The sequence below is a fragment of the Methanobrevibacter sp. genome (assembly GCF_045636185.1).
In the GTDB taxonomy this organism is placed as follows: Archaea; Methanobacteriota; Methanobacteria; order Methanobacteriales; family Methanobacteriaceae; genus Methanocatella.
The window spans coordinates 1-23923 of the sequence record NZ_JAZTXC010000095.1 but is presented as its reverse complement, the minus strand read 5'-3'; the positions used below and the strand labels follow the sequence as shown (position 1 = coordinate 23923).

The following is a 23923-nucleotide window of genomic DNA, read 5'->3' as shown; positions in this document are numbered from 1 at the left end:
TTTGATTTTGAAAAAGTTGCAACTTCAGCTGGTTGGGTTAAAGAATTAGAAAGAGAAGACAATGAAAATGATGAAGAAAATTCAAAAATATATAATGGTAACTTCATCAATAATTTCGCAGAATATGGCGGATGGTATCATGGCAAGTATAATGGTGCAATTTATGGTGAATGTGAAATATATGGTTCCAATTTCATTAATAATTATGTCAAAATCTATGATCCATCAGATATAGGATTTAATTTATTTTTAGTTTTCCAGAATGGGACTGCTTCACCAAATTCAAAAATTGAATTATGCCAGTTTCAGGATGAAGACGAAAATGTGGTAATATTTGATTCAGGCATGAATGTTAATGCCAGATTAACCAATAGGGATACTGGAAAAGTTCATTATATTACATTATACTATGATTCTAAATCATTTGGATATTATTATGAATGTAAACTTGAAGATGGAATATATGATGTAACCGGTTCTGCAGATGTAGAGTACCTTGAGGTTAAGGATGGTGTTTTGATAGTTGACGGGGACACCAATTACGCATTGACAGTTCAGAATCTGACCAAATATGTCGGAGGTCCTGAAAAACTTACTGCTACTGTTGTCAATGGAAAGGGCAGGCTGGTTCCGGGCATTGATGTCAAGTTCAATATTAACGGTAAGGATTATACGAGGACTACAGATTCCAATGGTGTGGCCTCAATCAATATTAACTTGGGTGCTGGAAACTACACGATTAAATGTAGTTGCGCTGAGAGTAGCTGTGAGGCATTGGTTCAGGTCATTTCAACATTGTATGGTGATGATTTGACTAAATACCATAAGAATGCAAGTCAGTATTACATTACCTGTCTTGACACTAAAGGTGGCAAAATTGCTAGTGGAAGCGTTGAATTCAATATCAATGGGGTATTTTACACAAGAAGCATTATTGATGGTGTTGCCCGCATGAACATTAACCTTAATCCTGGCGAATACATCATCACTGCAAGAAACCTGGTAAATGATGAGTTGCATTCAAATAAAATAAAAGTATTGACGACTATTGTTAAGAACTATGATTTAACTAAATATTATAAGAATGATTCCCAGTACAGAGTCAGGCTTCTGGACGGACAGGGAAATCCTGTAGGAAAAGGAGTTACTATAGAGTTCAACATCAATGGTGTATTCTATGAGAGAATATCTGATGAAAATGGCTATGTCAAAATGAACATCAACCTGAATCCCGGAACATATGTTATAACGGCCAATTATAATGGTCTAATGGCATCAAATTGTATTGAAGTTCTTCCAATTATCAATGCTAATGATTTGGTAATGTCTTACAAGGATGGTTCTAAATTTGAAGCGACTTTACTTGACAATCAGGGTAAGTCTTTTGCCAATCAGACACTTACATTCAACATCAATGGTGTAATGTACAATAGAACAACCGATGACAATGGTATTGCCCGCTTGAACATTAATTTAATGCCTGGAGAATATATCATAACGTCCATGTATGAAAACGGCGCTGCAATTTCAAACAGAGTAACAATTAAAAGTTGAGGATTAATATTCTCAACTACTTTTTTTCATGAGTGGTTCATCGATTCCAAAAAATTTTTTAAACTGTTAAGTTAAATGTATATTTATGGAAATTTATTATGTTTTAGATGCTTCAGCATTCATAAATGGTTTTAAACCGGTATCAAAAAATAATTTTACAGTTCCTGAAATTACTGCAGAAATTAAGGACTTCAAATCAAGATTGCTCTACGATAGTGCAGTTAATGACGGTATATTAATTGTGCAGGATGTTACAAAGGATTATATTGATAAAACCGATGAAATCATATCCCAATCCGGAGACATTTTAAGACTTTCGGTCCCGGATAAAAAGATAATAGCTTTGGCATTAATGCTGATGGATGAGGGCAAATCTGTAAAAGTTATCAGTGATGATTATACAATTCAAAATACTTTAAAAATAATGAATATTCCTTATTCTGGAATTATAACTGAAGGAATTAAAGAAATATACAATTGGAAAAAGGTTTGTCAGGGATGTAAAAAGGAATTTGATGAGGATTATCCTTTTGATGATTGTGATGTTTGTGGATCCAAAATATTTAAAAAGAGAATTAAGGTGTCTAAATGAAAATTGGTGTAGTTGTCCATGGCCCTAATATTATTGATTCCGGATATGCATTAAAATTAATTGATTTGATAAAAGAATATGGGGACGTTTCTGTAAGGCTTGGAGGAACAATGGGGCGAACTGCCGTCATCGATTCGTCACTTGAAAACATCATTGACATTTCAAAAAAGCTTGTTCCAAGTGATTCCTTGAAAATTTTCCATGATGACCATGCAGATGTTATTTTCCTTTTGAATTATGGCAAATCATCCACTACGGGACAGGTTTTTGGCTATAAGGTATATAATCACTATAAAAATAAGATTGGCGAAAACAATATTCCGATTATTCAGATTGAAAGGCCAGGTGAAGAGGACGGAAGCGTCATTAATTGGGCTGTTAAAAGCGATTTGGCAGAGGAGTTTGCTAATAAACTAGATTTAAACATCGTAACTCCTGAGGAAATCTATGAAACTCACATTAAGGATGATGAAAAAAGCCAGCAAAGGCGTACAATTCATGGGGTCAGTCCCGGTGAAAACATCATGGTCAACGGTGTTGTCATTGGAAAATCAACATCTGACAAGCTTGTCCTGGTTTCAAAGGACAATCGAATAGCGGATATTGTTGGAGGTGAGATAAAGCCTCATGGTGTTGAAAAATTGGGCAGTGTTGATTTAGCAACGGTTATTGTAAAGACAGGACTTTTAAGAAAGGCAAAGGTAACTCCGAGAGTTTTGGATAAAAATGACTCAAATGATTTTAAAATAGCTTTTCTGGATCATGCCGGTGAAGACGTTTATCAGTTCAGGGATTCCTCTGTTGTGATTACAATAGGCGATGACACCACACTGATTGCATCAGATATTTTATACCGTTTCAATATTCCTATTGTGGGAATTACTGATGGTGATTTGGATAAGGTGGTTGAAGACGGATTCAAATCTAGTGATTCCATAATATTTGAAGTTGAAAGTGGAAACGATGATATTGTCGGTGCTGAAATTCATAGAATAATTTTCAACAATAAAAAAGAATTAGTCAACTCGAAGGAATTTAAATCAATCGGTGATTTGGAAAATAAAATTATAGAAATAATAAATAATAGAAATATTAAATATAAAATTAATAGAATTTAAGGATGTGGGGTTTATTTTAGACTTTGAAAAACTCATGAAAGAAGTGCAGGAATTTGAAGGAGTTACACGTAAAAATTCAATAGACAATGTAATTAACCTTTTAAGTGAAGCGTATAATGTTTCAGGTGATGTTGTCATTGATATTGGAGACGATGCATCTGCTGTTGATATTGGGAACAATCAGGTTATGTTGATTGCTGCTGATGGAATATGGGGTCAGATAATGAATGTCAATCCATATTGGGCAGGTTACTGTTCAGTTCTTGTCAATGTCAATGATATTGCTGCAATGGGTGGAAAGCCTCTGGCAATGGTTAATATAATGTCCATTAATCATGATGAGATTTATGAAGAATTGCTGACTGGAATAAAAGACGGATGTTTGAAGTTCGGCGTGCCGATGGTTGGGGGACACTTGCACCCTGATGGTGATTGCGATTCAGTTGGTGTAGCTATTGTTGGTATTGCACAAAAAGATAAGTTAATTACCAGTTTTAATGCAAAAACAGGTGATAAAGTTATTGTGGCCATTGATTTGGATGGTAAGCCTCATGAAATGTTTAGCCTGAACTGGGATACCACATATGACAAGGACGCCAAACTGGTTCAGGACCAAATTACTGCAGTCCAATATTTGGCCGAACATGATTATATTAAAGCAGGAAAGGATATTTCAAATCCGGGAATTTTGGGAACTTTGGAAATGCTTCTGGAAACATCAGGTAAAGGTGCCAATGTCAACCTCTTGGACATTCCAAAAAATGAGAATATGGATTGGGCTGATTGGTTAAAGTCATATCCAGGTTCAGGTTTTGTTTTTACAGCTCCTGAAGATAAATGTGAATTTATTAAAGAGTATCTGGCCAAGTACTCAATAGAGGCTAATGTTGTTGGTGAAGTAACTGATGATTTGACATTAAGCGTTACATATGAAGACCAAACAATTGATGTTTTCGATCAAAATAATAATCCTGTTTTTAAATTATGATGTGGTTAATTAATCACCAATCCTTTAATATTTTGTAAAAAAGTATTAAAAATTTAATTAGAAAATTATTTTAAATACTTAATTAATATTTATCATATATTTGCAAGAATACCCGATCTCTTAGGTCGGGGGATGAATTGCAATGTAGGGAGTACTTATTGATAAATGGTGGGTTGTTTCTTTTTTTTGTTTTTTTTCTTGTTTTGGATGTTAAATGATATTTTTTATGTTGGTATTTTTTCTGGAAGGAATTTATTTTTTTATTCAATATTATTTTTTTGATATTTAAAGACAAGACACAATTCATGGCAAAACTGGTTGACGGTCAAGGCAATCCGTTGGAAAAATGTGGGAATAACATTTAACATCAACGGTGTATTCTATACCAGATACACCAATTCCTCAGGAATTGCTAGTTTAAACATTAACTTGATGCCTGGTGAGGATATTATCACTTCACAGTATGAAAATGATGTAATTTCAAATAAAATAACTATATCTACAAAAGAGGACTAAAAATCCTCTATTTTTTATTTTTTTGTGTGTTGAATAAATATTTAAATGAATAACTATTTTTATATTAAAAAACATAATTAACATATTAAACAATATATTAGGAGATTGTATGTTAATTAAAGTTAATGGCAAAGAGATTGATGTGGCAGAGGGTTCTACAATTCAGGATGTAATCGTAGAGACTAATGCCCCATATACTCCTGGTAGTATTATTTGTCTAATTAAAGGTAAAAAAGAACTGGAAAAGAATATTTCTAAATATAAAATCAAAACAACCAAAGGTTCTATCATTATTGAGCTGGTTGACAATGATGAGGCAACACCTATTGTTGATGTATGGAAAAATCAATATGGGGAGTTCGCTGATTTATCTGTTAGATGGTCTACTTCCAATGAAGTTGCTATTGGACCTATCGTAACCGATTTGGAACCTACTCATGATGAATTCAAATATTATGAGGGTGATGTTGTTTTAAGTTTATCTAGTTTTAGTAATGAGTCAACACACTTAATTCTCCATAAAGGAAATACTACTAATATATATGGTGTACCTCCGTACAATAAAGGTATTTTTGCTCGTATTATTGGTGGTAAGAAAACTTTAAACGAATTAACTGATGATGATATGGTAACAGCTATTGAACCGATTATTGAAAGAAGCACAACAACTGACAGTGCATCTGTTTCTGATTTAAGCACTGTTCTTGAAGAAGGCAATGAGTTATACACTTATATTTCCTTTGAAATTGATGAAACTTCACCAATTTGTGTTGAGCACTTGTTTTCAATAATTAAGGATAACAGGATTAAAGTCAATTTCGACTCAAATTCTTTCGTAGGCTTTTATGAATTGGAAGGTATTGATAAACCTAAAGAAAATACTACTCAAAGAGTAAGAGGAACAATAACTATTAGGAACACTGGTGGTGGTGTAGGCAGAATGTATGTTTATCGTGAAAACAGAGTATTGACTCCAAACCATACTACTGTCGGTAAAATAACTGCTGGAATGGAAATAATAGATATTGCTAAAAAAGATGATTTCATAACTGTTAAATCAGAGCAGAAAAGATTATTATTGATGGCCAAATCTCAAGGTGAGGCAAGTAAAATATTGGCTGAAGCTGGCGTTGAGCATGTCCGTGAAGGCGTAACTGATGATGAGGGATTAATTGTTGAGCAGTCTCCTAGACATACTATTGATATTTTAAAAGAAGGAAAAGTTGTAACAAAAGCTATTAGTCCTGAAGAGTTACGTGATATTGAATTTGTAGATAATGCTCCAAGATCAGTTAAATACTTTAAATTGATTTCTGGTCTTTTGGAAAATCCTGTTGGTAAGATTAAAGTTCACTTTGCAGTTCCAGGAATGCATATTACCATTTTTGAAGGGGATAAAAAACTGGCTAAAGGTCTTGTCCCTGAAAATAACCCTGTGGACATTGTAAATGATTGTGAAATAGGTATTACCAATATGGCTTCAAAAAGTGCTGGTTTGATAGGTATTAGATTTGAGCCTAATAGTGAATTTGGACCGACTGCAGAATCATTCAATGCAACAAACATTGTTGGTAAAATGGTTACTAATACTGAAGGTTTAGAAGAATTAAAAGAAGGAGTTGTAGTATATGTCAGAGAATCTATGTCCTAAAGTAAACATGAGTAGTGAAGATTGGGATCCGGAAGTAATTACTCGTATGATTATTCTTGGACCGGGAGCTCGTGTAAGCGAAAGCGAAATCGTTGGTGAATTCCACATGCTTGGTTTGCCATTAACAATAAAGAACACTTGTTATGGGTCAATGATTAGTGGTAAAAAGGATGATGTATTGAAGGCAATTGAAGAGATTAGAAAACTCGATCCTCCTCACATATTCACTAAAGAAAGAGGTTTTGCTCCAGGGGATCCTAGAAGATGTAGAGGTCATAGGTTTGGACCTAGGGAAGGATTCCATCAAATGGAAAAGGAATATACAATACTTGGTTATGTTGCAGAAGCTTTAGAAAATCCTAAAGATGTAACGGTTGAAAAGAAAAAACCAGTTAAAGTTGATGATTTTAAAGAAATTATGAATGAATGTTTAGAAAACAAATAAATTATAGGTGAAAATATGGTTAAAGTAGCTATTTATCCTCCAAATTCATTAATCTTGGCAGATTTAATTGAAAGGAAAGGTCATACTCCTTTAGTTCTTCAAAAACAAATTAGACAAAAAATTAAAGATCCGGAAATTGATTCTCCTCCGATGAATATTACAGAAGAGGACCCAATTAAAGGTCTTAAATATGCGGCAATTGAGGTTCCATCAGGTGTTCGTGGTAGGATGGCAATTATTGGACCACTTATAGATGAAGCCGAGGCTGCTATTATTGTTGATGGCGCACCATTTGGTTTTGGTTGTATCGGATGTGCAAGAACTAATGAACTGTCAATATTTTTACTCAGAAATCGTGACATTCCTGTTTTGGAAATAACCTACCCTACAAATCAGGATGAAACATATGTTATGGTTAATGAAATTAACGATTTCATTGATTCACTTGAAGAAAAATCAGAGGGGGAATAAAATATGGTAAAAATTGCTTTAGTTTCATGTGGAACTGAATATAGTGGAATTCAAAAGGAAATTGAAAAAGCAGCTAATAAATTTGGTGCAGAAATTATTCTTCCGGAAATTGATTTGGATTACATTGATGAAGCATATGAAAAATTCGGTTTTTCTGCTCAAAGTTCAAGTTTAAAATTGATGATTGCAAGAGCTATGGCTATTGTTGAAGGCAAATCCAAACCTGATGCTGTATTCATTGCTACCTGTTTTAGATGTGCTGAAGCGGCACTTGTAAGAAATGAAGTAAGACGTTTTATACAACATAATACTCGTATACCTGTAGTTACCTATTCATTTACTGAAAGGACAAAAGCTGATGAACTGTTCATCCGTATGGAAGCATTGGCTACTACTGTAACTCGTAGAAGTATTCTTGCCCGTGAAAAACAGGAAGGACTTACTCTTGGTCTAGACTCAGGTTCAACTACTACAAAAGCTGTTCTGATGGAAAACAATAAGGTTATCGGAACCGGTTGGACATCAACCAAGGACATTATTGAATCTGCAAAAACTGCAGCTTCTGAAGCATTTGGTCAAACAGATTATGGCTGGGATGATGTGGACGGTATTGGAACTACAGGTTATGGTAGATTTACTATGGGTCAGGAATTCGGTGCAGAACTTATTCAGGAAGAATTGTCTGTTAATGCAAAAGGTGCAGTTTATTTGGCGGACCGTCAAAGAGGAGAAGCTACCGTATTGGATATCGGTGGTATGGATAACAAGGTAATTACTGTTAATAATGGTATTCCTGATAACTTTACCATGGGTGGTATCTGTGCAGGTGCATCCGGAAGATTTTTGGATATGACTTCACGCAGATTGGATGTTGATATTACTGAACTCGGTCCTTTAGCAGTCCAGGGCGATTGGAGAAAAGCAATGTTAAACTCTTACTGTATTGTATTCGGTATTCAAGACCTTGTTACTACTCTTGCAGCAGGAGGATCTAAAGCAGATGTTGCAGCAGCTGCATGTCACTCTGTATCTGAGCAAGTATACGAACAGCAACTTCAAGAGATTGATATTCGTGAACCATTGATACAGGTAGGGGGAACAAGTTTAATTTCAGGTCTTGTGGAAGCCGTAAGTGAAACTTTAGGTGGAATTGAAGTCATTGTTCCTGAATATTCCCAACACATCGGTGCTGTAGGTGCAGCTCTTTTAGTATCAGGAATGGGACATAGACAAGATAACAAATAAAAAGAGTGGTTCGATGTTAGTTGAATGCTATGATAAGAAAGGTGCAGAAGTTTATGAAATCATCATAAAGCAGATTTTCCAGGATTTGGTGTTAGGTCCGTCTGTTGATGATTTAAAGGCTTTTGTTAATCCTGACGATCCTGTATTTATATTAGCTATTAAAATGAAAAAGACTTCAACCGTTGTTGAATTCAAAGATGTTGCTTCATTTACTTATGATAAAGAGGATGATGTAACAAGAATTCTTATTGATGATGAAAATTACCTTCCAAATATTTTAAATAAATTATGGAGAATGTTTTCCAGAGATGAAATCTACCAACCAAACAGATACCAACTTGAAATTTCAGGCAATCAATTAGACTTAGAAACTTTGGTTATTGATGACCCTCATTCAAATCTTCAAAGAAGAATTTACGATGCGATATTTAGAATATTGCCTGAAGGATTTAAAATCATTAAGGACATGTCTACCAATGACATTGTAGCAGTTGTCGCTACTGATGAGTTAATTATGGATGCATGGGTTGAAAAAGCTAATGAATATATAGCTGAACTGGAAAGTGGAATGTAGAAAAGTTTATATAACGGTTGTTATAAAATAACTATAAATAATTGGGGAGTAGTGGTTATTATGAATGAACATAAAGGTTCAAGATTTGCCCATATAACTAAAGCACATCCTTGCTTTAATGAAAAAATGCATGATAAAGTTGGTAGGGCTCACGTACCTGTTGCACCAAAATGTAATATCTTCTGTAACTTCTGTACAAGAGATATTAACAATGAAGAAGACAGACCGGGAGTTACCAGTTGTATAATGAATCCCGATGATGCGATTGCTCATATTGATGATGTAACTGCTGATGGTCCAATTTCAGTTGTGGGAGTAGCAGGTCCTGGAGATTCACTTGCTAACGAAGAAACGTTTGAATTCTTTGAAAAAATGGCTGAAAAACATCCTGATTTAATTAAATGTATGAGTACAAATGGACTTTTACTTCCAAAATATGCAGATAGACTTGCAGAGCTTGGAGTAAATTCAGTTACTGTAACAATCAATGCAATTGATCCGGATATTGCAGTAGACATTTATTCATTCATTAAATATGAAGGAAAAGTTTACAAAGATTATGAAGCTGTTGAAATCTTGATTAAAAATCAGTTGGATGGTGTTGAAAAAGCAGCAGCTAATGGAATGGTTGTTAAAGTTAATTCAGTTTTAATTCCTGGATTAAATGATGAACATATTATTGAAATCGCTAAAGAAGTTAAGAAAAGAGGGGCTTCTTTAATGAATATACTGCCGTTAATACCATTAGCGAAAATGAAGCATTATTCACGTCCTGATTGTTCAATGATGGAAAGTGTTCGTGAACAAGTTGAAGAAATAATACCTGTATTTAGGGCATGTACTCAATGTCGAGCAGATGCTTATGGAATTCCGGGTAAGAAAAACGAAGATCATCATTTAGGAATGACTCCACAAAGTCATTACTAAATCTATTTTTTTTTAAAAGAGTTATCGGATTTTTTAAAAATAGTTTGGTTAAAAAAAAGAAAAAATTAATATCAAAAGATATTAATTAAAATGCGATTGCTTTTACTTGGTTGTCATTATTGAATTGAGCAATTTGTTGTGCTAATTCAGCATTTTGAACATTACTTGAGTCTTTTGCCCAAGCTACAACAATAAATTGTTGACCGTTACTTTCTACAAGTTCTACAACACCATGGGTGGCATGGTCGAAATCGGTGAAATTAGCAGAATTGTCTGAGTTTTTGACAATTTTCATGTCATCATCAACTTGGATATATTCTCTACCGTCATCGTGTAAAACATGGTCGTAAACATCAACATCTCCGTAGGCATCATCATTTGCGTTTTTGTAGACTGTGATTCCTACATCTCGGTTGTCATTCATGTTTAATGAAAAATAGTCATTGCCTGATACGTGTTTGTAAGCATCATTTACTTTGAAATCATTTACACTGTTTGCAGCAAAAGCACAGCCGACAAAAAGTGTTAAAACGGCCATTATAAATAATATTTTTTTCCCATCCATATTTTCACCTCTGTTTTTTTTGTATATGGGGACTGGAGAAAACTCTTAATTCTCATAAGTCAATTAATTATATTAAAAAACTTTTATATAAAGTTTTTCGAATGTAAGCACATACTTACATTGTTATAATTAATAAAATGAAAAAATAAGGTGATGTTTAAAAAAATAGTAGGTTTTAGGGTTTTATTCCATTATATAAAATGTCCATAAACGCGTCAGAATATTTTTTTGCATCCACTTCATTATTTTCATTATACAGTCTGTTTAAAATAATGGACTGGAATGTTACACTGAAACAGGTAATACCCAATACTCTAGCATTTACTTCCCTAATATTGCCTTTTTCTATTTGCAATTTGAAAAATTCTTCAAGTTTGTTAAGAATGGTTTGTGTAATATCTGATATTAAAAGTTTCTTTTCTGGGATACTGCCGCTGACTTCTTCCATAGACACTTTGATTATACTGTAATCTTCATCTGAAAGATCATTAAGTCCTCTAAAGTTTTTTGTCAAATAGTCTTCAATAGTGGCAATGCCTTCATAGTCAAAAATATTGTTTATTTTAGAAATGAATAAATCAAAATAATATTTTTTAGTAATCTCTACTAAGTTCTTTTTGTTTTCAAATTTTCTAAAGATAGTTACTTCGTTTACACCAGCTTCTGCAGCAATTTTTTTAGTTGTTGCCTTATCTATACCTTCTTTTTGAAAAATCCTAAATGTAGCATGTATAATTTTTTCTTCAGTAGTATCGAATTCTCTTTCCATAAGCATCCCCTATAATATATTATATAATTTTTTTTTAATTTAAATTTGTCTATATTTTTTTTGAAAAAGTTAATCAATTAACATCACATCTTTCAATATTGTATCTTACTAATATAATTTTTCACCACTGTATTCATTTTCTTCAGTATATATTCTGATTAATGTATCCAACGTATCATCATACATTAGTCTATATCCGATAGCTCCTCCGTTTGGTGTTTCTACATTATTCAAACTTAAATCACTGTACTCTCCACAGTTATTGATTATGTACCACATTCCGTGAGGAGTATAAATGAAAAGTGTTCCTTCACCATTTTTATTGCCTATTTTAAAACTGTCTTCCGGATCATATATCTTGGTTGAATGGATTGCCAAACGACTTAGATTCTGTTTCGGTCTTGTTCCGCCATTTTTGAAAAGGGTATTCAGCCATTCATATGATTGGTCTTTGAGATTCACTTTTTTAATCGGATCTTTAAATGCTTCTTCGATTTTTTTCTGCCTTTTTTCCAATGTGTTTTCTATTCCCAGTATCTCTTCAACTTTTGGCACGTCCTCTTCCAGGCACCTGTAGCCTTCAGGCCTTCCAGTAACTTTAATTATTCCATCTAAAAAATCTTTTCTTCTAAAATCTCTCATGTAAGGTTTTACTTTTTCAAATTCTTCATCGGGAATTCTTTTGTTCAATCCATATAAATAACCATATTCATTTGCATCATAACATTTTGTTTCAAGTTTCAAATCTTTATCGGCCATAAAACAATCCCTCTTGTATATTTATACATCTATTTTCTTTTATTAATGTTTTCATCAAAAAGTATTTACTCATTGATAACAAATTATATCTATGGTGATATTTTATGGCTGAGGAGTATATCACTGTATCCCGCATAACTGACTACATTGGTGAGTTGATTGGCAGTGATTCTAATTTAAAACATATTTTTATCAAGGGAGAACTGTCAAATGTTAATTTATATCGAAGCGGACACTTATATTTCACTTTAAAAGATGAAGACAGTCAAATTAAGGGTGTGATGTTTGGTGCTAGATATAAACTCAAATTCAAGCCAAAAGATGGCATGAAAGTGCTAATTGAGGGTAAGATTGAAGTTTATAAGAAAAATGGTACTTATCAATTATATGTTAGTGAAATTTCTAAAGACGGCATCGGTGACTTACATAGGAAATATGAAGAATTGAAGGAAAAACTTAATAAAGAAGGCTTATTCGACGAATCCCATAAAAAGAAAATTCCTAATTTTCCCGATAGGGTCGGTGTTGTAACGGCCGCTAACGGTGCAGCTATTAGGGATATCATAACGACAATTGAGCGAAGATGGCCTTTATGTGAAATAATATTGTTCCCGTCATTGGTTCAGGGTGATATGGCCGGTGAAAATATTGTCCGGCAAATCAGACGTTCTGAAAACTTTAATTTGGATACATTAATTGTTGGAAGAGGTGGAGGAAGCATTGAAGACTTATGGGCATTCAATGAGGAAATTGTTGCAAGGGCAATTTATGAATGCAATACTCCTGTCATCAGTGCAGTCGGTCATGAGATTGATTTTACTATTGCTGATTTTGTAGCTGATTTGAGAGCACCAACACCAACTGCAGCCGCCGAGATTGCTGTTCCTAATTTTGGTGAAATCAGAATGGGCATTGACCAGCTTAATTCAAGAGCCAACCGGGCTATTGACAAGACATTGGATGAAAATTTGGCTAAATTGGACAATATAATTTCTAAAAAGATATTCACTTCTCCCTGTGAAATTTATGCTCCTAAGGAAATGCAATTGGATAACCTTTTAAATCGTCTGGAACATTCTTCAGAATCTTTAATAATGAAAAATCAGAATAAATTGGACTTGATTAAAAATTCTTCGGTTTTTAAAAATCCTGAAAGTATTATTAAAGCTAAAAAGGAAAATTATTTGTTGCAATTTTCAAAGTTGGAACTTTTGAATCCTTTAAATACTTTAAAGAGAGGTTATACATTAGCTAAAAGCGAAGGTAAAGTTATTTCCAGTTCTAAAGATTTAAAGTCTGGTGATGAGTTGGAAGTTGAATTTAATGATGGTAACGTTAACACGAAGGTGATTTAGTATGGTAAATGAAAATGCCAGTTTTGAAGATAATTTAAAAGAATTAGAAGAAATTGTTGAAAAATTAGAAAAAGGTGATGTTCCTTTAGATAATGCGATTGAAGAATTTAAAAAAGCAATGGATTTAGTTAAAGCTTGTGATGATAAACTTAAGGATGCACAAGAGACTATTGCAAAAATTGTTAATGAAAATGGTGAAATAGTTGAATTCAATGTTGATTAAAAAATTTGAAAATAGTGTATGAATAATAATTCTAAACATACACTAACTTAAATTCAAAAATTCATTTAACAGCCTATTAAACGCTCTGGATTATCTCAATCGATTTTTCATTACTCTCCGGAGACTAATAGTGTGAGTGTAGTGTAACCATAAAATTCAGCTAAAACTTCATGTATTCCAAAAGATTTGATAGTTGCATCGACAGATATATTGCAGGGACTAATCTTTTCATTGCTGAAATCAATATTTATACCAGGGTATAGATTAATATTACTTAAATCGAAAAATTCACCCTCAAATATGTCTCCAGCATTATTAATGAAACATGCTGTTATATGGGCTACATCATCTACCATATGGAATACTAATTTAATTTGACTATTTACAAATAAAACCATTTCTAACGGATTGCTATCACTTATGTAATCATTTGGTCCGGACAAATGTGCTGCGGTTAATATGTCATTTCCTGATGAAGGGTTTTTTTCACTCCAGCAGTTACTGTCTACTGAATCGTAGTAACCATAGTTAAATACTGCCTGTCCTTTCTTTCCTGCAGAATTTCCGTTGAAGAAATTATTTTCTAAAGTTAGATGTGATCTTGATGATTCCAGATAAATTACTCCACCACCCTGACCGCAATGATTATTTACAAAGATACATTGGGAAAAGGCAACTTTGTTTTCGGAGTAAATGTGTATTGCTCCACCATATCCATTTTCAGCGGTGTTATTGATGAATTTTGCATATTTAACATCGTCCGTAAATATGGAGGTATATATCGCTCCACCATGTTTTCCGGCAGTATTATCTTCAAAGGAATTTGAGCCTAATAATGTTAGGCCAAATGCATATACTGCCCCACCACTAGCTTTAGCATAATTTTTCTTGAATGTTGAATTGGAAATTTCTGCATTATCTACATAAATAGCTCCACCATAACCGTAATCGGATGTAACACGATTGGATTCAAAAAGACATTGACTGATATAAGAATCCCTATCTGAATAAAATGCACCACCATAGTCATTTGCACTATTTTGTGTGAAATCTACATTTACAGCGTTTAGGCCTCTTTCCACATAAACCGCTCCACCGTTATCTGCACTGTTAGATATGAATGTGGAATTTTCAATATCCAGTGAATTTTCAGAATAAACTGCACCGCCCTTTTTCTCAGCACGGTTATTTTCAAAAGTACAATTGGAAATTGTATATTTTGCATCATCAGTTATGTAAATGGCACCGCCATTATAATCATTATTAGCATTTATTATTCTAAGATTTTTTATTGTAATATCTCCTTTGCTTGAATAAAATGCGCTGCACCCATCTTTATTTAAACAGTCAATAGTGTGTCCTTGACCATCGATTATTAAATTTTTATCCAGCTGAACAAATGAGTTTTCAGTACCATAATAATCTCTTGTCAAAACTAAAATTGAACCGTCAGCAGCATTGTCTATTTCTGCCTGCAAGTCATCGAATGATCCTGGGGTTTGATTATTAGGGTTCTCATCACTATTCATATTCGAGTCTTCTATAATTTCTGTTGAATTATGACTGTCAATAGCATCGGGGAAACAAATTGGATGTATTTGAGCATCAGTTATTGTGGAATTATCCATATCCGCTGCTGAAACACAACTTATACCAATTAATGCTAAGGAAATCAACATTGCAAATAGTATTATTTTTTTCATATTTTTACCTCCAAAATGTATTAAAAAAGTAACAAAAGACTTTCTATTCCTATTTTTGGCAATATGTTAAATATATTTTACTGTAAGCAGGTACTTGCTTGCAGAGTTGGTAATTTCCATTAATAAGCTTTCAGCAATGTTTAATTTCATTTAAAAAAGAAATGTTTTCATGATATCAATATATGCTTGCTTAAAAGATATTTTTGATGTTGTTATTTTTTCGTTTCGGTGATTCTGGCAATGAATGATTATTTGTTGAACAAAAAAATACTAAATTATTTTATTTATAAAATCATATAATAATATATGAAATATTATAAACTAATAATCTTATTTATTTGTTTGATTATAAGTATTTCTGCAGTTAGTGCGGCTGATATTAATTCATCAGATGTTTCTGATTATGGGTCTGAAATATTGTCTGATGTGGCCATAACTGATGAAATTGGAGATTATAATTCATCAGATGTTTCTGATTATGGGTCTGATATACTGTCTGATGAAGTTTCAGATATCCGGCCTTCATCCAATAGGACAGTAGATATATCTGATTTTGAGTGTTGTTCATTCATCATTCAGGAGAACAATGGTCAAACAGTTTATGCTTTTAGGCAGGATTCACCGCTTAACGGTTATGGTGTAGAAATCAATTCTCAGGAGTGGTATGGCAGAAATATTATTAAGCAAGAAATTGATACTTTATATACTTATTTTTTCCATTCTATAATAACAGAGGATGGTTGGGTAATTGGTCAAGGTGGAAGTCAGTATGATGATGATAACAGAGCAATTGAAAGGATAGCTGGTGCTATCGTTTCAAGCAATGATATTTCAAAAGATCTTCTTAGACAGGCAAGGGATATTCTTTATGATTATGACTATGGCCATTTTGTTGTAAAGGCTCCTGACGGAAGATATGGTATTGCATTTTATGATAGAATTCTAACCGGAACATTATATCCTGGACAGTTCATGGTTATTCCTAACGAAATTGAGTATTATCAAAAAGGAAACTATAAGGACTACGGAGCAGATCCTGTAGATGCAATTATTCAAATCTGTTCTTATGATGATTCAGGTTTAAACAGAAGAAATCTTTATACATATGATTATAAGGTTCATGATACACCAAATGGATTATTTTATGGTGCTGATGTTTATGTAACTAATGATAATGGGCATAATGTTGGATTGGATACATCAAGGATTGTAACTCACTTTTATTATAAGGGGAATTATTATCCTGCATCTTCAGTCCCTGAAAATCCTGGAAAATTATATGTCGGAACACATATATTTGAAAATACTGCTACAGGAAACATGATTGAATTGATTGACGGTCCAAGCAATGTACTCATTAATGATGAAGATTCTGTTTCATATAGTATAAAGCTTTTAAACACTGAACATACTGTTGAATTTGATTTGGGTAATGATGTTGATTTTATCAATGCTTATCCTTCACACGGTTCCTATATTTATGATGCTCAACAGCATAAACTGTATTGGAATTTGCCTGCTATCAACATGGTAAAAGATATTATCATTTATTTCAGGCCAAAATCTATGGGCAATCACAATATCCATGCTTTCGTACAGGGAAAATCTGAAGAGAATAATTTAAATTACTATGTGACTGACTATGGCGCTTATATAAGTACAAGTGATGTCGACAAGTATGTTGGCGGGCCTCAAAGATTGAATGTATATTTAAAGGATAACTATGGCAAACCTTTAATTGGAGAATGTGTGGGTATTAAAATTAATGGAATGGACTATTATCGCTTTATTGGTGAGAATGGTTATGCATCACTGGCCCTCAACTTGGGAAAAGGTGAGTATGATGCAGTAATATCCTATGATGATAAGATAGGCAAGAATAAAACTACTGCTCATGTCACGATAAGGCAAACTGTATTTGGTGAAGATATTGTAAAGTACTTTAAAAACGACACGCAGTTTTATGCATCATTTTTAGACACTGACGGCAAGCCTTTAAAAAATTCAGATGTGCAATTTAATATTAATGGTATATTTTACACCCGCAAAACTAATGAAATGGGTATTGCTAAGCTGAATATTAATTTAGCGCCGGGAAAATACATTATCACTTCAATCAATTTGGTTTCCGGTGAAATGATTGGTAACTCCATTCAGGTAAAGTCCGTGCTTCTTGAGTATAGCGATATAGTAAAATATTATCGGAATGGAACTCAATACACTATTAAAGTATTGGATGGTCAGGGAAACCCTCTGGGTGGTGCTAGTGTCACATTCAACATCAATGGTGTTTTCTACACACGCACTACTGATGAAAGCGGTGTCGCCAAATTAAATGTTAATTTAAACCCTGGGGATTATATCGTTACTGCTGATTACAAGGGTGAGCTTGTATCCAATGATATAATGGTATTGGAAAGGGTGGTTACAAAGGATTTGGTAATGAAATATCGGGATGGCAGTAAATTTGAAGCTATTGTGTTGGATGAACAGGGTAGTATCGTGCATGGAGAAAATTTAACTTTTAATATTAATGGAGTATTTTACAATCGTACTGCTGATGAAAATGGTACGATTTCATTAAATATTAACTTGATGCCGGGCCAATATATTATAACTACCATCTGGAATGATTATAGAAAATCAAATGTGATTACTATTAGTTAAGATTAATTTCTTAACTTCTTTTTATTTTTTTAAGATATTTCTTTTTCACATGCGTTCCTACATTTTTTTTTGAATATTGTGTATCGCACCGCAGCATATTTCCACATCCATTGTGGTGCAATCTCAGATTCAACATTTTTCTTGTTCCTTTAATGTGGGAAAGTGAGTTATCACTTTCCTAATTGGTGAAGTAATAGCTAAGACCTGTAATACCTCCTAATGTACCTCCAATTATAGCTTCTCCGAGTGCCAAATGGTACCAGCTATAAGTGTAATCAACTTCACAGGAAGTACTCATTAAAATGCATATGCCTACTATAAATAAAATTATTGATTTTTTTAAACTAAGCATATTTTACATCCTCCCATAAAATGTATTAAGTAGCCATATACTCATCACAGGATTAAAGTTGGTGATTGTTTGAGATTTTATGTATTGGCTATTTATGATAGAGATAAAATCTCCAGTATTTCTCCTTAAATATTTATTTGAAAAGAACTTTATTTAATTATTTTTGTGTGTAAGTGCTTACATACCTTTTATTTTTTATATAAGTAACTATATAAATGATAATATAAGTATGTACTTGCATACATTATTTTTAGAAGAAAATAAGTGATTTAAAAATTTTTTAATTATGTATTATTTGACCATCATGAAAATCAATCATTGACAAAAGGGGAGTAAAGTTCATCCTTAATTTCATTATCTTTTCTATATTTAAAATTAACAATGTACTGGTCTTTACTGTTATGTTTCTAAAAAACCTGTTTAACTATTAAATGTGAAAATGTATCTTTTGGTTGTGTGTTCTATAATTGTGTTGCTGATGAAATAGTGTTGATATATTGAATATTAGCTTAATTTTCAGGACATATCATTACCAGATGGGGATGCTTATTCAATAGCCAATTAAAATTATAATAAATTAAAATTTATATTTTACTTTTTTTTTAGGATGTGTTCATATAAAAGTTTTTATATTTAAATTTAAAGAAATTATATTGTAATAAAATATATTTTTTTGGGCGATAATGATGATAATAAGAACACCTGCTAGAATCCATATAACCTTATTGGATTTAAATGGGTCATATGGAAGAATTGATGGGGGAATCGGATTTTCTCTACAAAACCCACAATTCATTTTAGAAAGTACTCAAACAGAAAGTGGAGTAACTGTAGAATTTGATGAAAGTATTACAGATGAAGAAGCAATTGAAGAATGTAACTTAAAAATAAAACAAGCTTATGAAGATATCTGCAATCACTTTGATTTGGATATTGGTTTTGATTTTAAAGTTCACAATGCATTTTCAGCACATTCCGGATTTGGATCAGGTACCCAAATTGCTCTTGCAACTGCTAAACTAATTTGTGAAACTGTTGGAATTGAAAAAAATTCTGTTGAACTGTCCTCAATTGTTGGAAGAGGTGGTACTTCAGGAATCGGAACTTATGGTTTCGAAGAAGGAGGTTTTATTGCTGATGGAGGACATAGTTTAAAGGAAAAAGCTACGTTTTTACCTTCTTCAGCATCAAGTGCATGTCCGCCTCCACTTATTGGAAGATATGAGTTTCCTCAGGAATGGGATGTGTTAATTGCAATACCTCCATACGGATTATCCATTCATGATGGTGAAGAAGTTAACTTATTCCAGAGATTCTGTCCGCTCCCTCAAAGAGAAGTGGAACAATTATCTCATATTGTATTTATGAATCTGATTCCTGCAATGCTTGAAAAGGATATTGAAGAATTCGGAAAATGTATTGATGAAATTCATAAAAGAGGATTCCAAAAAGCAGAATTGACATTATATGATAAAAGAATGCATAATTTAATGCAGCATTTGCGTGATAATGGAGCATATGGTGTTGGAATGAGTTCTTTCGGACCAACTATTTATTCTGTAGTCGATGAAAGAAATAAGGAATCCGTATTAAAAGCAACTCGCGAATTTTTAGGTGAAGATGCACCTATATTTATAACTAAAGGTCAAAATAGTGGTTATATAATTGAAAAATAATCACTTTTTTCAATTTCTTTTTTTAATCTCTGTCGTTAAAGCAGATATCTGAATATGTGCAGTATCTGCATAAAAATTGTTCATTTTTGGGAAATTTTCCGGCATTTATATTTTCTCTGACTTTGTATAATGTATCAAGGCCATCATTTAATTCCTGATTGCAAATATATTTTCGTTTATTATCTTCATCTTTGAAATACAGCAATCTTAGTTTATTGTCTTTTGTAAAAAATATTCCTGCACTTATTACTGGTTTATTGTAATTGCTTTCGACAAGCATTTTATAATATCCAAGTTCCAATCTGCATTTGCTGAAGGAAGATGAGGAACCTGTCTTATAGTCAATAACCACCAGTTCTCCTTCAGGATTTTCTAAAATAATGTCTGTAATTCCACTAAAATTGTGTGTATCATCAGTCAAGTATTCTTCCTGGCTAAATACTTTATAATCGTTTTCTATAAATGCTTTATCAAAAAAAGAAGCCAAACTATCTAAATGGACATCAATTTCATCAATATTCATGTTTTTTTGTTTAGCTATTAAATCAAGATAATATCTCGGATTTTCCTGTGGATTCTCACCGTAAATTTTAACATAATTTTCAGCTATTGAATGAACATTGGTTCCAAGTTCCATATATTCATTTGGGGGCATTTCAATTTCATCAATATATTGGTATTTAAATTCACGTGGACATTTGAGATATGTATTGATTTTTGACTTTGATAATTTCATGATTTTAATTTATAATTATTAAAATTAATATTCTTTTGTATGGGATAAGATTAAATTTTTATATTATTTTAAATTAAATTATTATCTATGAGAACTATTGAATGGGAAGATAATAAATTAAAATTAATTGATCAGACTAAACTTCCGGATGAATTAACTTATGTTTATTGTGAAAACTACAGGGAAGTTATTGTAGCAATCAAGGACATGATTGTTCGTGGTGCGCCGGCTATAGGTGTTGCTGCAGGTTTTGGCATGGCATTGGCTTATTTGGATGATGAAGATTTGGATAAGGCTGCAGAAGAAATTAAAGCTGCAAGACCAACTGCAATTAATCTGTTTTGGGCAGTCGATAGGGTATTGAATAGTGATAATCCATTAGAAGAAGCATTAAAAATGTATCAGGAAGATATTGATACTAACAGGGCTATCGGAAAATATGGCAGTGAAGTCATTGATGATGGCGACACTGTTTTAACCCATTGTAATGCTGGTGCGCTGGCATGTGTTGATTATGGAACTGCATTGGGTGTTTTCAGAGCAGCCCGTGATGCAGGTAAAAACATCAATGTCATCTGTGATGAAACAAGGCCTAGAGGTCAGGGGGCCAGTTTGAGTGTTTGGGAAATGCAGCAGGAAAACATTCCCGTTAAATTAATTCCTGATGTCGCCTCAGGATTTTTAATGTCACAGGGAAAAATTGATAAGGTTGTAATCGGTGCTGATAGAATAGCTAAAGGCGGTGTTGTCAATAAAATCGGTTCATTTATGGTTGCAATGGCAGCCAAACAACATAATGTACCATTTTATGTGGCTGCTCCATTGTCTACCTTTGATATCGAAGCATCTATCTTTGATACTATTATTGAAGAACGTGATGGTGATGAAGTAAGGTATTATGGTGGAGCCCGAATCTGTCCTGAAGGCACTGAAGTAATTAATCCTGCATTTGACATTACTCCTAGCGAGTTCATTACAGGAATTATCACTGAAAATGGTATAATTGATCCTATTTAGTGTTATTTTACATATATTAATTATTTTTCTTTAATTTTGGCATCAATGGCTACATGCCATTCGTTTGGAGATATTGATTTAACCTTTCTGGTGTTGAGTATCTCCACATTTTTATTTTCTTTTAAAGCGGCATCTATTAATCTTTTTTTACCTTGCTCATATCCATCAGAGAATTCATAATAATTTATTATTCCCCCATCTTCAATCAGATTCATTGCAACATCAAGGAAATCATAGGCAAGGCCTGGAAGGTTCATTATTATTCTGTCGAATTTTGTTTTAAATGTGGTTGAAACTTCCCTCACATCTCCGCAGATTGCCTCAATATTTTCAACTTTATTTAATCTGATGTTTTCCTCAAAATATTTTATTGCATTTTCATTTATGTCGACACCGGTTATATTGACATCATTGTTTCTAGCTATTACTATTGGAAACGGTCCTATTCCACAAAACATGTCTAAAATATTTTCTCCATCATGAACGCTGTCGCTTACACGTTTCCTTTCAGTTGCAAGTCTTGGTGAAAAGTACACTTCCTTAACATTTAGCTTTAATCTGGCGCCGTGCTCTTTATGTATTGTTACAGGTTCATCTTTTCCGGCAATCAATTCAAGGTCCCTTATTCTTATAGTGCTGTGTATGGCACTTTTTTTCATGTAGATTGCTTTTCTTTTGGTGAAATCAAAGGTTGCTTTTCCAATAATGTTCTTTTTAGCCACCAGTTCATCAGGAATTTCCAGAATTACAACATCCCCAATAGTATCGAAAGACGTTTTCAGGTTTTCGATTTCTTCTGCTGTCAGCTCGTCTTCCAGCAGCTCTGAAAAGTTATGTGGATGGGTGTTCAGTTCTTCTAATTCAACATCCACTATTTCATATCCTTCAATATCCTCTTTTATTGGAATATAACCATAATCCGCTTCAGCTTTAATCCTATAATCCATTCTCATTAATTCTTTTGCCATCAATTCTTTTCTTACATCATTAAGCTTTTTTAATGGAACCTTTACTGATTTCATAATAACTTTTTTATGTTTTATTTCATATATATTATATTATGTTTTATTTAGTAGGTTTAGGTTTATTTGATGAAAAAGACATTTCTTTAAAAGGTTTGGAATGTTTAAAAAATGTAGACAGGATTTATGCGGAATTTTTCACTTCACGTTTATTCGGTTCCAGCTTCGATAAAATAGAGGATTTGGTCGGCAAAGAGATTGAAGTTTTGGTCAGGAATGAAGTTGAAGAAGAACATAAATTCATTGAAGAGGCAAAAGATTTGGATGTTGCATTAATTACAGGAGGAGACCCTTTAATTGCAACCACCCACAGTGATTTTTTGGTCCAGTGTGCTGATAAAGGAATTGAATATGAGGTTATTCATGGATCATCCATTTTATCTTCAGCACCAGCTATTTCCGGTCTTCAGGGTTATAAGTTTGGAAAAGTTACCACTATTCCATTTCCGGATTATAATTTCTATCCTAAATCTCCATATGTTGCTATTGAAGAGAATTTAAAATCAAACTTGCACACATTAGTTTTACTTGATATTCAGGCCCATAAAGATAGATACATGACTGTTAATAAAGGTCTGGAATATTTGATGAATATTAAAGAGTCTTTGGATTATGACGGATTGATAAGTGAGGATACATTGGCTGTCGGTATTGCGCGTGTCGGTTCAAAGGATGTTGTTGTAAAGGCGGGTGAAATATCCGAACTGATAGATTATGACTTTGGCGGTCCTCTTCATTGTATTGTTATTCCTGCAGATTTACACATTGTTGAGGCAGAATACCTTGTAAAGATTGCAGGAGCGGATTCTAAAATATTGGATGATGTTTAATTTTTAAAATGTAAAGTAAAGGAGTTTTCCTTCACTTTACTCGTTGAACTATCTTTGGAGTTTGAAATATTTTCTGATGTTCAACTTGATATGATTATATATTCATATCAATTATATGTTTGTTTTTGTTTTATTTAAAGTTTTTTTATCGTATTTTTTTTAGTTTTT

Annotated in this window: 23 protein-coding genes; 17 read left to right on the top strand and 6 right to left on the bottom strand. The window is 33.0% G+C overall.

The window, feature by feature from the left end; genetic code table 11:
• The 11 genes from ACKI3Q_RS05655 to ACKI3Q_RS05605 form a co-directional block, all read left to right on the top strand.
• The coding region (locus ACKI3Q_RS05655) for an Ig-like domain-containing protein (protein ID WP_407415114.1) at positions 1-1554 on the top strand (1554 nt) is incomplete at its 5' end.
• An 85-nt stretch (positions 1555-1639) separates the two neighbouring features.
• The gene (locus ACKI3Q_RS05650; protein WP_407415112.1) at positions 1640-2146 is read left to right on the top strand and encodes a ribonuclease VapC; all 507 of its coding nucleotides are present in this window, start codon (positions 1640-1642) and stop codon (positions 2144-2146) included.
• A complete protein-coding gene (locus ACKI3Q_RS05645) occupies positions 2143-3264 on the top strand; it encodes a DUF2117 domain-containing protein (RefSeq protein ID WP_407415110.1) in 1122 nt (373 codons plus the stop codon). Before ACKI3Q_RS05650 ends, ACKI3Q_RS05645 begins: the two co-directional genes overlap by 4 nt.
• A 34-nt stretch (positions 3265-3298) precedes the next feature.
• Entirely contained in the window at positions 3299-4252 is a 954-nt protein-coding gene (locus ACKI3Q_RS05640; RefSeq protein WP_407415108.1) for a methanogenesis marker 2 protein, read from the top strand.
• Positions 4253-4570: 318 nt separating this feature from the next.
• A complete protein-coding gene (locus ACKI3Q_RS05635; RefSeq protein ID WP_407415106.1) occupies positions 4571-4768 on the top strand; it encodes a hypothetical protein in 198 nt (65 codons plus the stop codon).
• Between the two features lie 109 nt (positions 4769-4877).
• Complete coding sequence (locus ACKI3Q_RS05630) at positions 4878-6419, top strand: methanogenesis marker 3 protein (protein WP_407415104.1); 1542 nt, start codon at positions 4878-4880, stop codon at positions 6417-6419.
• Positions 6397-6864: a methanogenesis marker 6 protein gene (locus tag ACKI3Q_RS05625; RefSeq protein WP_407415102.1), complete on the top strand. Its 468-nt coding sequence runs from the start codon at positions 6397-6399 to the stop codon at positions 6862-6864. The genes ACKI3Q_RS05630 and ACKI3Q_RS05625 overlap by 23 nt, the downstream gene beginning before the upstream one ends.
• 15 nt (positions 6865-6879) lie before the next feature.
• Entirely contained in the window at positions 6880-7335 is a 456-nt protein-coding gene (locus ACKI3Q_RS05620) for a methanogenesis marker 5 protein (RefSeq protein WP_407415100.1), read from the top strand.
• Between the two features lie 3 nt (positions 7336-7338).
• Positions 7339-8580, top strand: a complete 1242-nt coding sequence (locus ACKI3Q_RS05615; protein ID WP_407415098.1) for a methanogenesis marker 15 protein — start codon at positions 7339-7341, stop codon at positions 8578-8580.
• A gap of 13 nt (positions 8581-8593) precedes the next feature.
• The gene (locus tag ACKI3Q_RS05610; protein ID WP_407415096.1) at positions 8594-9154 is read left to right on the top strand and encodes a methanogenesis marker 17 protein; all 561 of its coding nucleotides are present in this window, start codon (positions 8594-8596) and stop codon (positions 9152-9154) included.
• 60 nt (positions 9155-9214) lie between these two features.
• The gene (locus ACKI3Q_RS05605) at positions 9215-10081 is read left to right on the top strand and encodes a radical SAM protein (protein ID WP_407415094.1); all 867 of its coding nucleotides are present in this window, start codon (positions 9215-9217) and stop codon (positions 10079-10081) included.
• Between the two features lie 85 nt (positions 10082-10166).
• Here ACKI3Q_RS05605 and ACKI3Q_RS05600 read toward each other — a convergent pair whose 3' ends face one another.
• The 3 genes from ACKI3Q_RS05600 to ACKI3Q_RS05590 form a co-directional block, all read right to left on the bottom strand.
• A complete protein-coding gene (locus ACKI3Q_RS05600; protein WP_407415092.1) occupies positions 10167-10646 on the bottom strand; it encodes a hypothetical protein in 480 nt (159 codons plus the stop codon).
• A 175-nt stretch (positions 10647-10821) separates the two neighbouring features.
• Positions 10822-11415 carry a TetR/AcrR family transcriptional regulator gene (locus tag ACKI3Q_RS05595; RefSeq protein ID WP_407415090.1) on the bottom strand — a complete coding sequence of 198 codons (594 nt, stop codon included), beginning with the start codon at positions 11413-11415 and terminating at the stop codon, positions 10822-10824.
• Positions 11416-11523: 108 nt separating this feature from the next.
• The gene (locus ACKI3Q_RS05590; RefSeq protein WP_407415088.1) at positions 11524-12174 is read right to left on the bottom strand and encodes a hypothetical protein; all 651 of its coding nucleotides are present in this window, start codon (positions 12172-12174) and stop codon (positions 11524-11526) included.
• A gap of 104 nt (positions 12175-12278) precedes the next feature.
• On the opposite strand from ACKI3Q_RS05590, the gene xseA reads away from it, so the two are divergent.
• Together xseA and ACKI3Q_RS05580 are read left to right on the top strand one after the other, a co-directional pair.
• Positions 12279-13529 carry an exodeoxyribonuclease VII large subunit gene (gene xseA / locus ACKI3Q_RS05585; RefSeq protein ID WP_407415086.1) on the top strand — a complete coding sequence of 417 codons (1251 nt, stop codon included), beginning with the start codon at positions 12279-12281 and terminating at the stop codon, positions 13527-13529.
• A gap of 1 nt (position 13530) precedes the next feature.
• The gene (locus ACKI3Q_RS05580; protein WP_407415084.1) at positions 13531-13752 is read left to right on the top strand and encodes an exodeoxyribonuclease VII small subunit; all 222 of its coding nucleotides are present in this window, start codon (positions 13531-13533) and stop codon (positions 13750-13752) included.
• 110 nt (positions 13753-13862) lie between these two features.
• Here the strand turns inward: ACKI3Q_RS05580 and ACKI3Q_RS05575 are convergent, their stop codons facing one another.
• Complete coding sequence (locus tag ACKI3Q_RS05575) at positions 13863-15455, bottom strand: right-handed parallel beta-helix repeat-containing protein (RefSeq protein WP_407415082.1); 1593 nt, start codon at positions 15453-15455, stop codon at positions 13863-13865.
• A gap of 342 nt (positions 15456-15797) precedes the next feature.
• Here ACKI3Q_RS05575 and ACKI3Q_RS05570 point away from each other — a divergent pair, with 342 nt between their 5' ends.
• Both ACKI3Q_RS05570 and ACKI3Q_RS05565 read left to right on the top strand, forming a co-directional pair.
• On the top strand, positions 15798-18122 hold the full coding sequence (locus ACKI3Q_RS05570) for an Ig-like domain-containing protein (protein WP_407415080.1): 2325 nt from the start codon (positions 15798-15800) through the stop codon (positions 18120-18122).
• 1038 nt (positions 18123-19160) lie between these two features.
• Entirely contained in the window at positions 19161-20150 is a 990-nt protein-coding gene (locus ACKI3Q_RS05565; protein ID WP_407415078.1) for a beta-ribofuranosylaminobenzene 5'-phosphate synthase, read from the top strand.
• A 22-nt stretch (positions 20151-20172) separates the two neighbouring features.
• Here ACKI3Q_RS05565 and ACKI3Q_RS05560 read toward each other — a convergent pair whose 3' ends face one another.
• On the bottom strand, positions 20173-20886 hold the full coding sequence (locus ACKI3Q_RS05560; protein ID WP_407415076.1) for a PD-(D/E)XK nuclease family protein: 714 nt from the start codon (positions 20884-20886) through the stop codon (positions 20173-20175).
• Between the two features lie 87 nt (positions 20887-20973).
• On the opposite strand from ACKI3Q_RS05560, the gene mtnA reads away from it, so the two are divergent.
• On the top strand, positions 20974-21903 hold the full coding sequence (mtnA, locus tag ACKI3Q_RS05555) for an S-methyl-5-thioribose-1-phosphate isomerase (protein WP_407415074.1): 930 nt from the start codon (positions 20974-20976) through the stop codon (positions 21901-21903).
• 20 nt (positions 21904-21923) lie between these two features.
• On the opposite strand, the gene ACKI3Q_RS05550 is transcribed toward mtnA, so the two are convergent.
• Positions 21924-22925: a class I SAM-dependent methyltransferase gene (locus ACKI3Q_RS05550; RefSeq protein WP_407415072.1), complete on the bottom strand. Its 1002-nt coding sequence runs from the start codon at positions 22923-22925 to the stop codon at positions 21924-21926.
• Positions 22926-22963: 38 nt separating this feature from the next.
• On the opposite strand from ACKI3Q_RS05550, the gene dph5 reads away from it, so the two are divergent.
• Positions 22964-23755, top strand: a complete 792-nt coding sequence (dph5, locus tag ACKI3Q_RS05545; protein ID WP_407415070.1) for a diphthine synthase — start codon at positions 22964-22966, stop codon at positions 23753-23755.
• Positions 23756-23923: the final 168 nt, after the last annotated feature.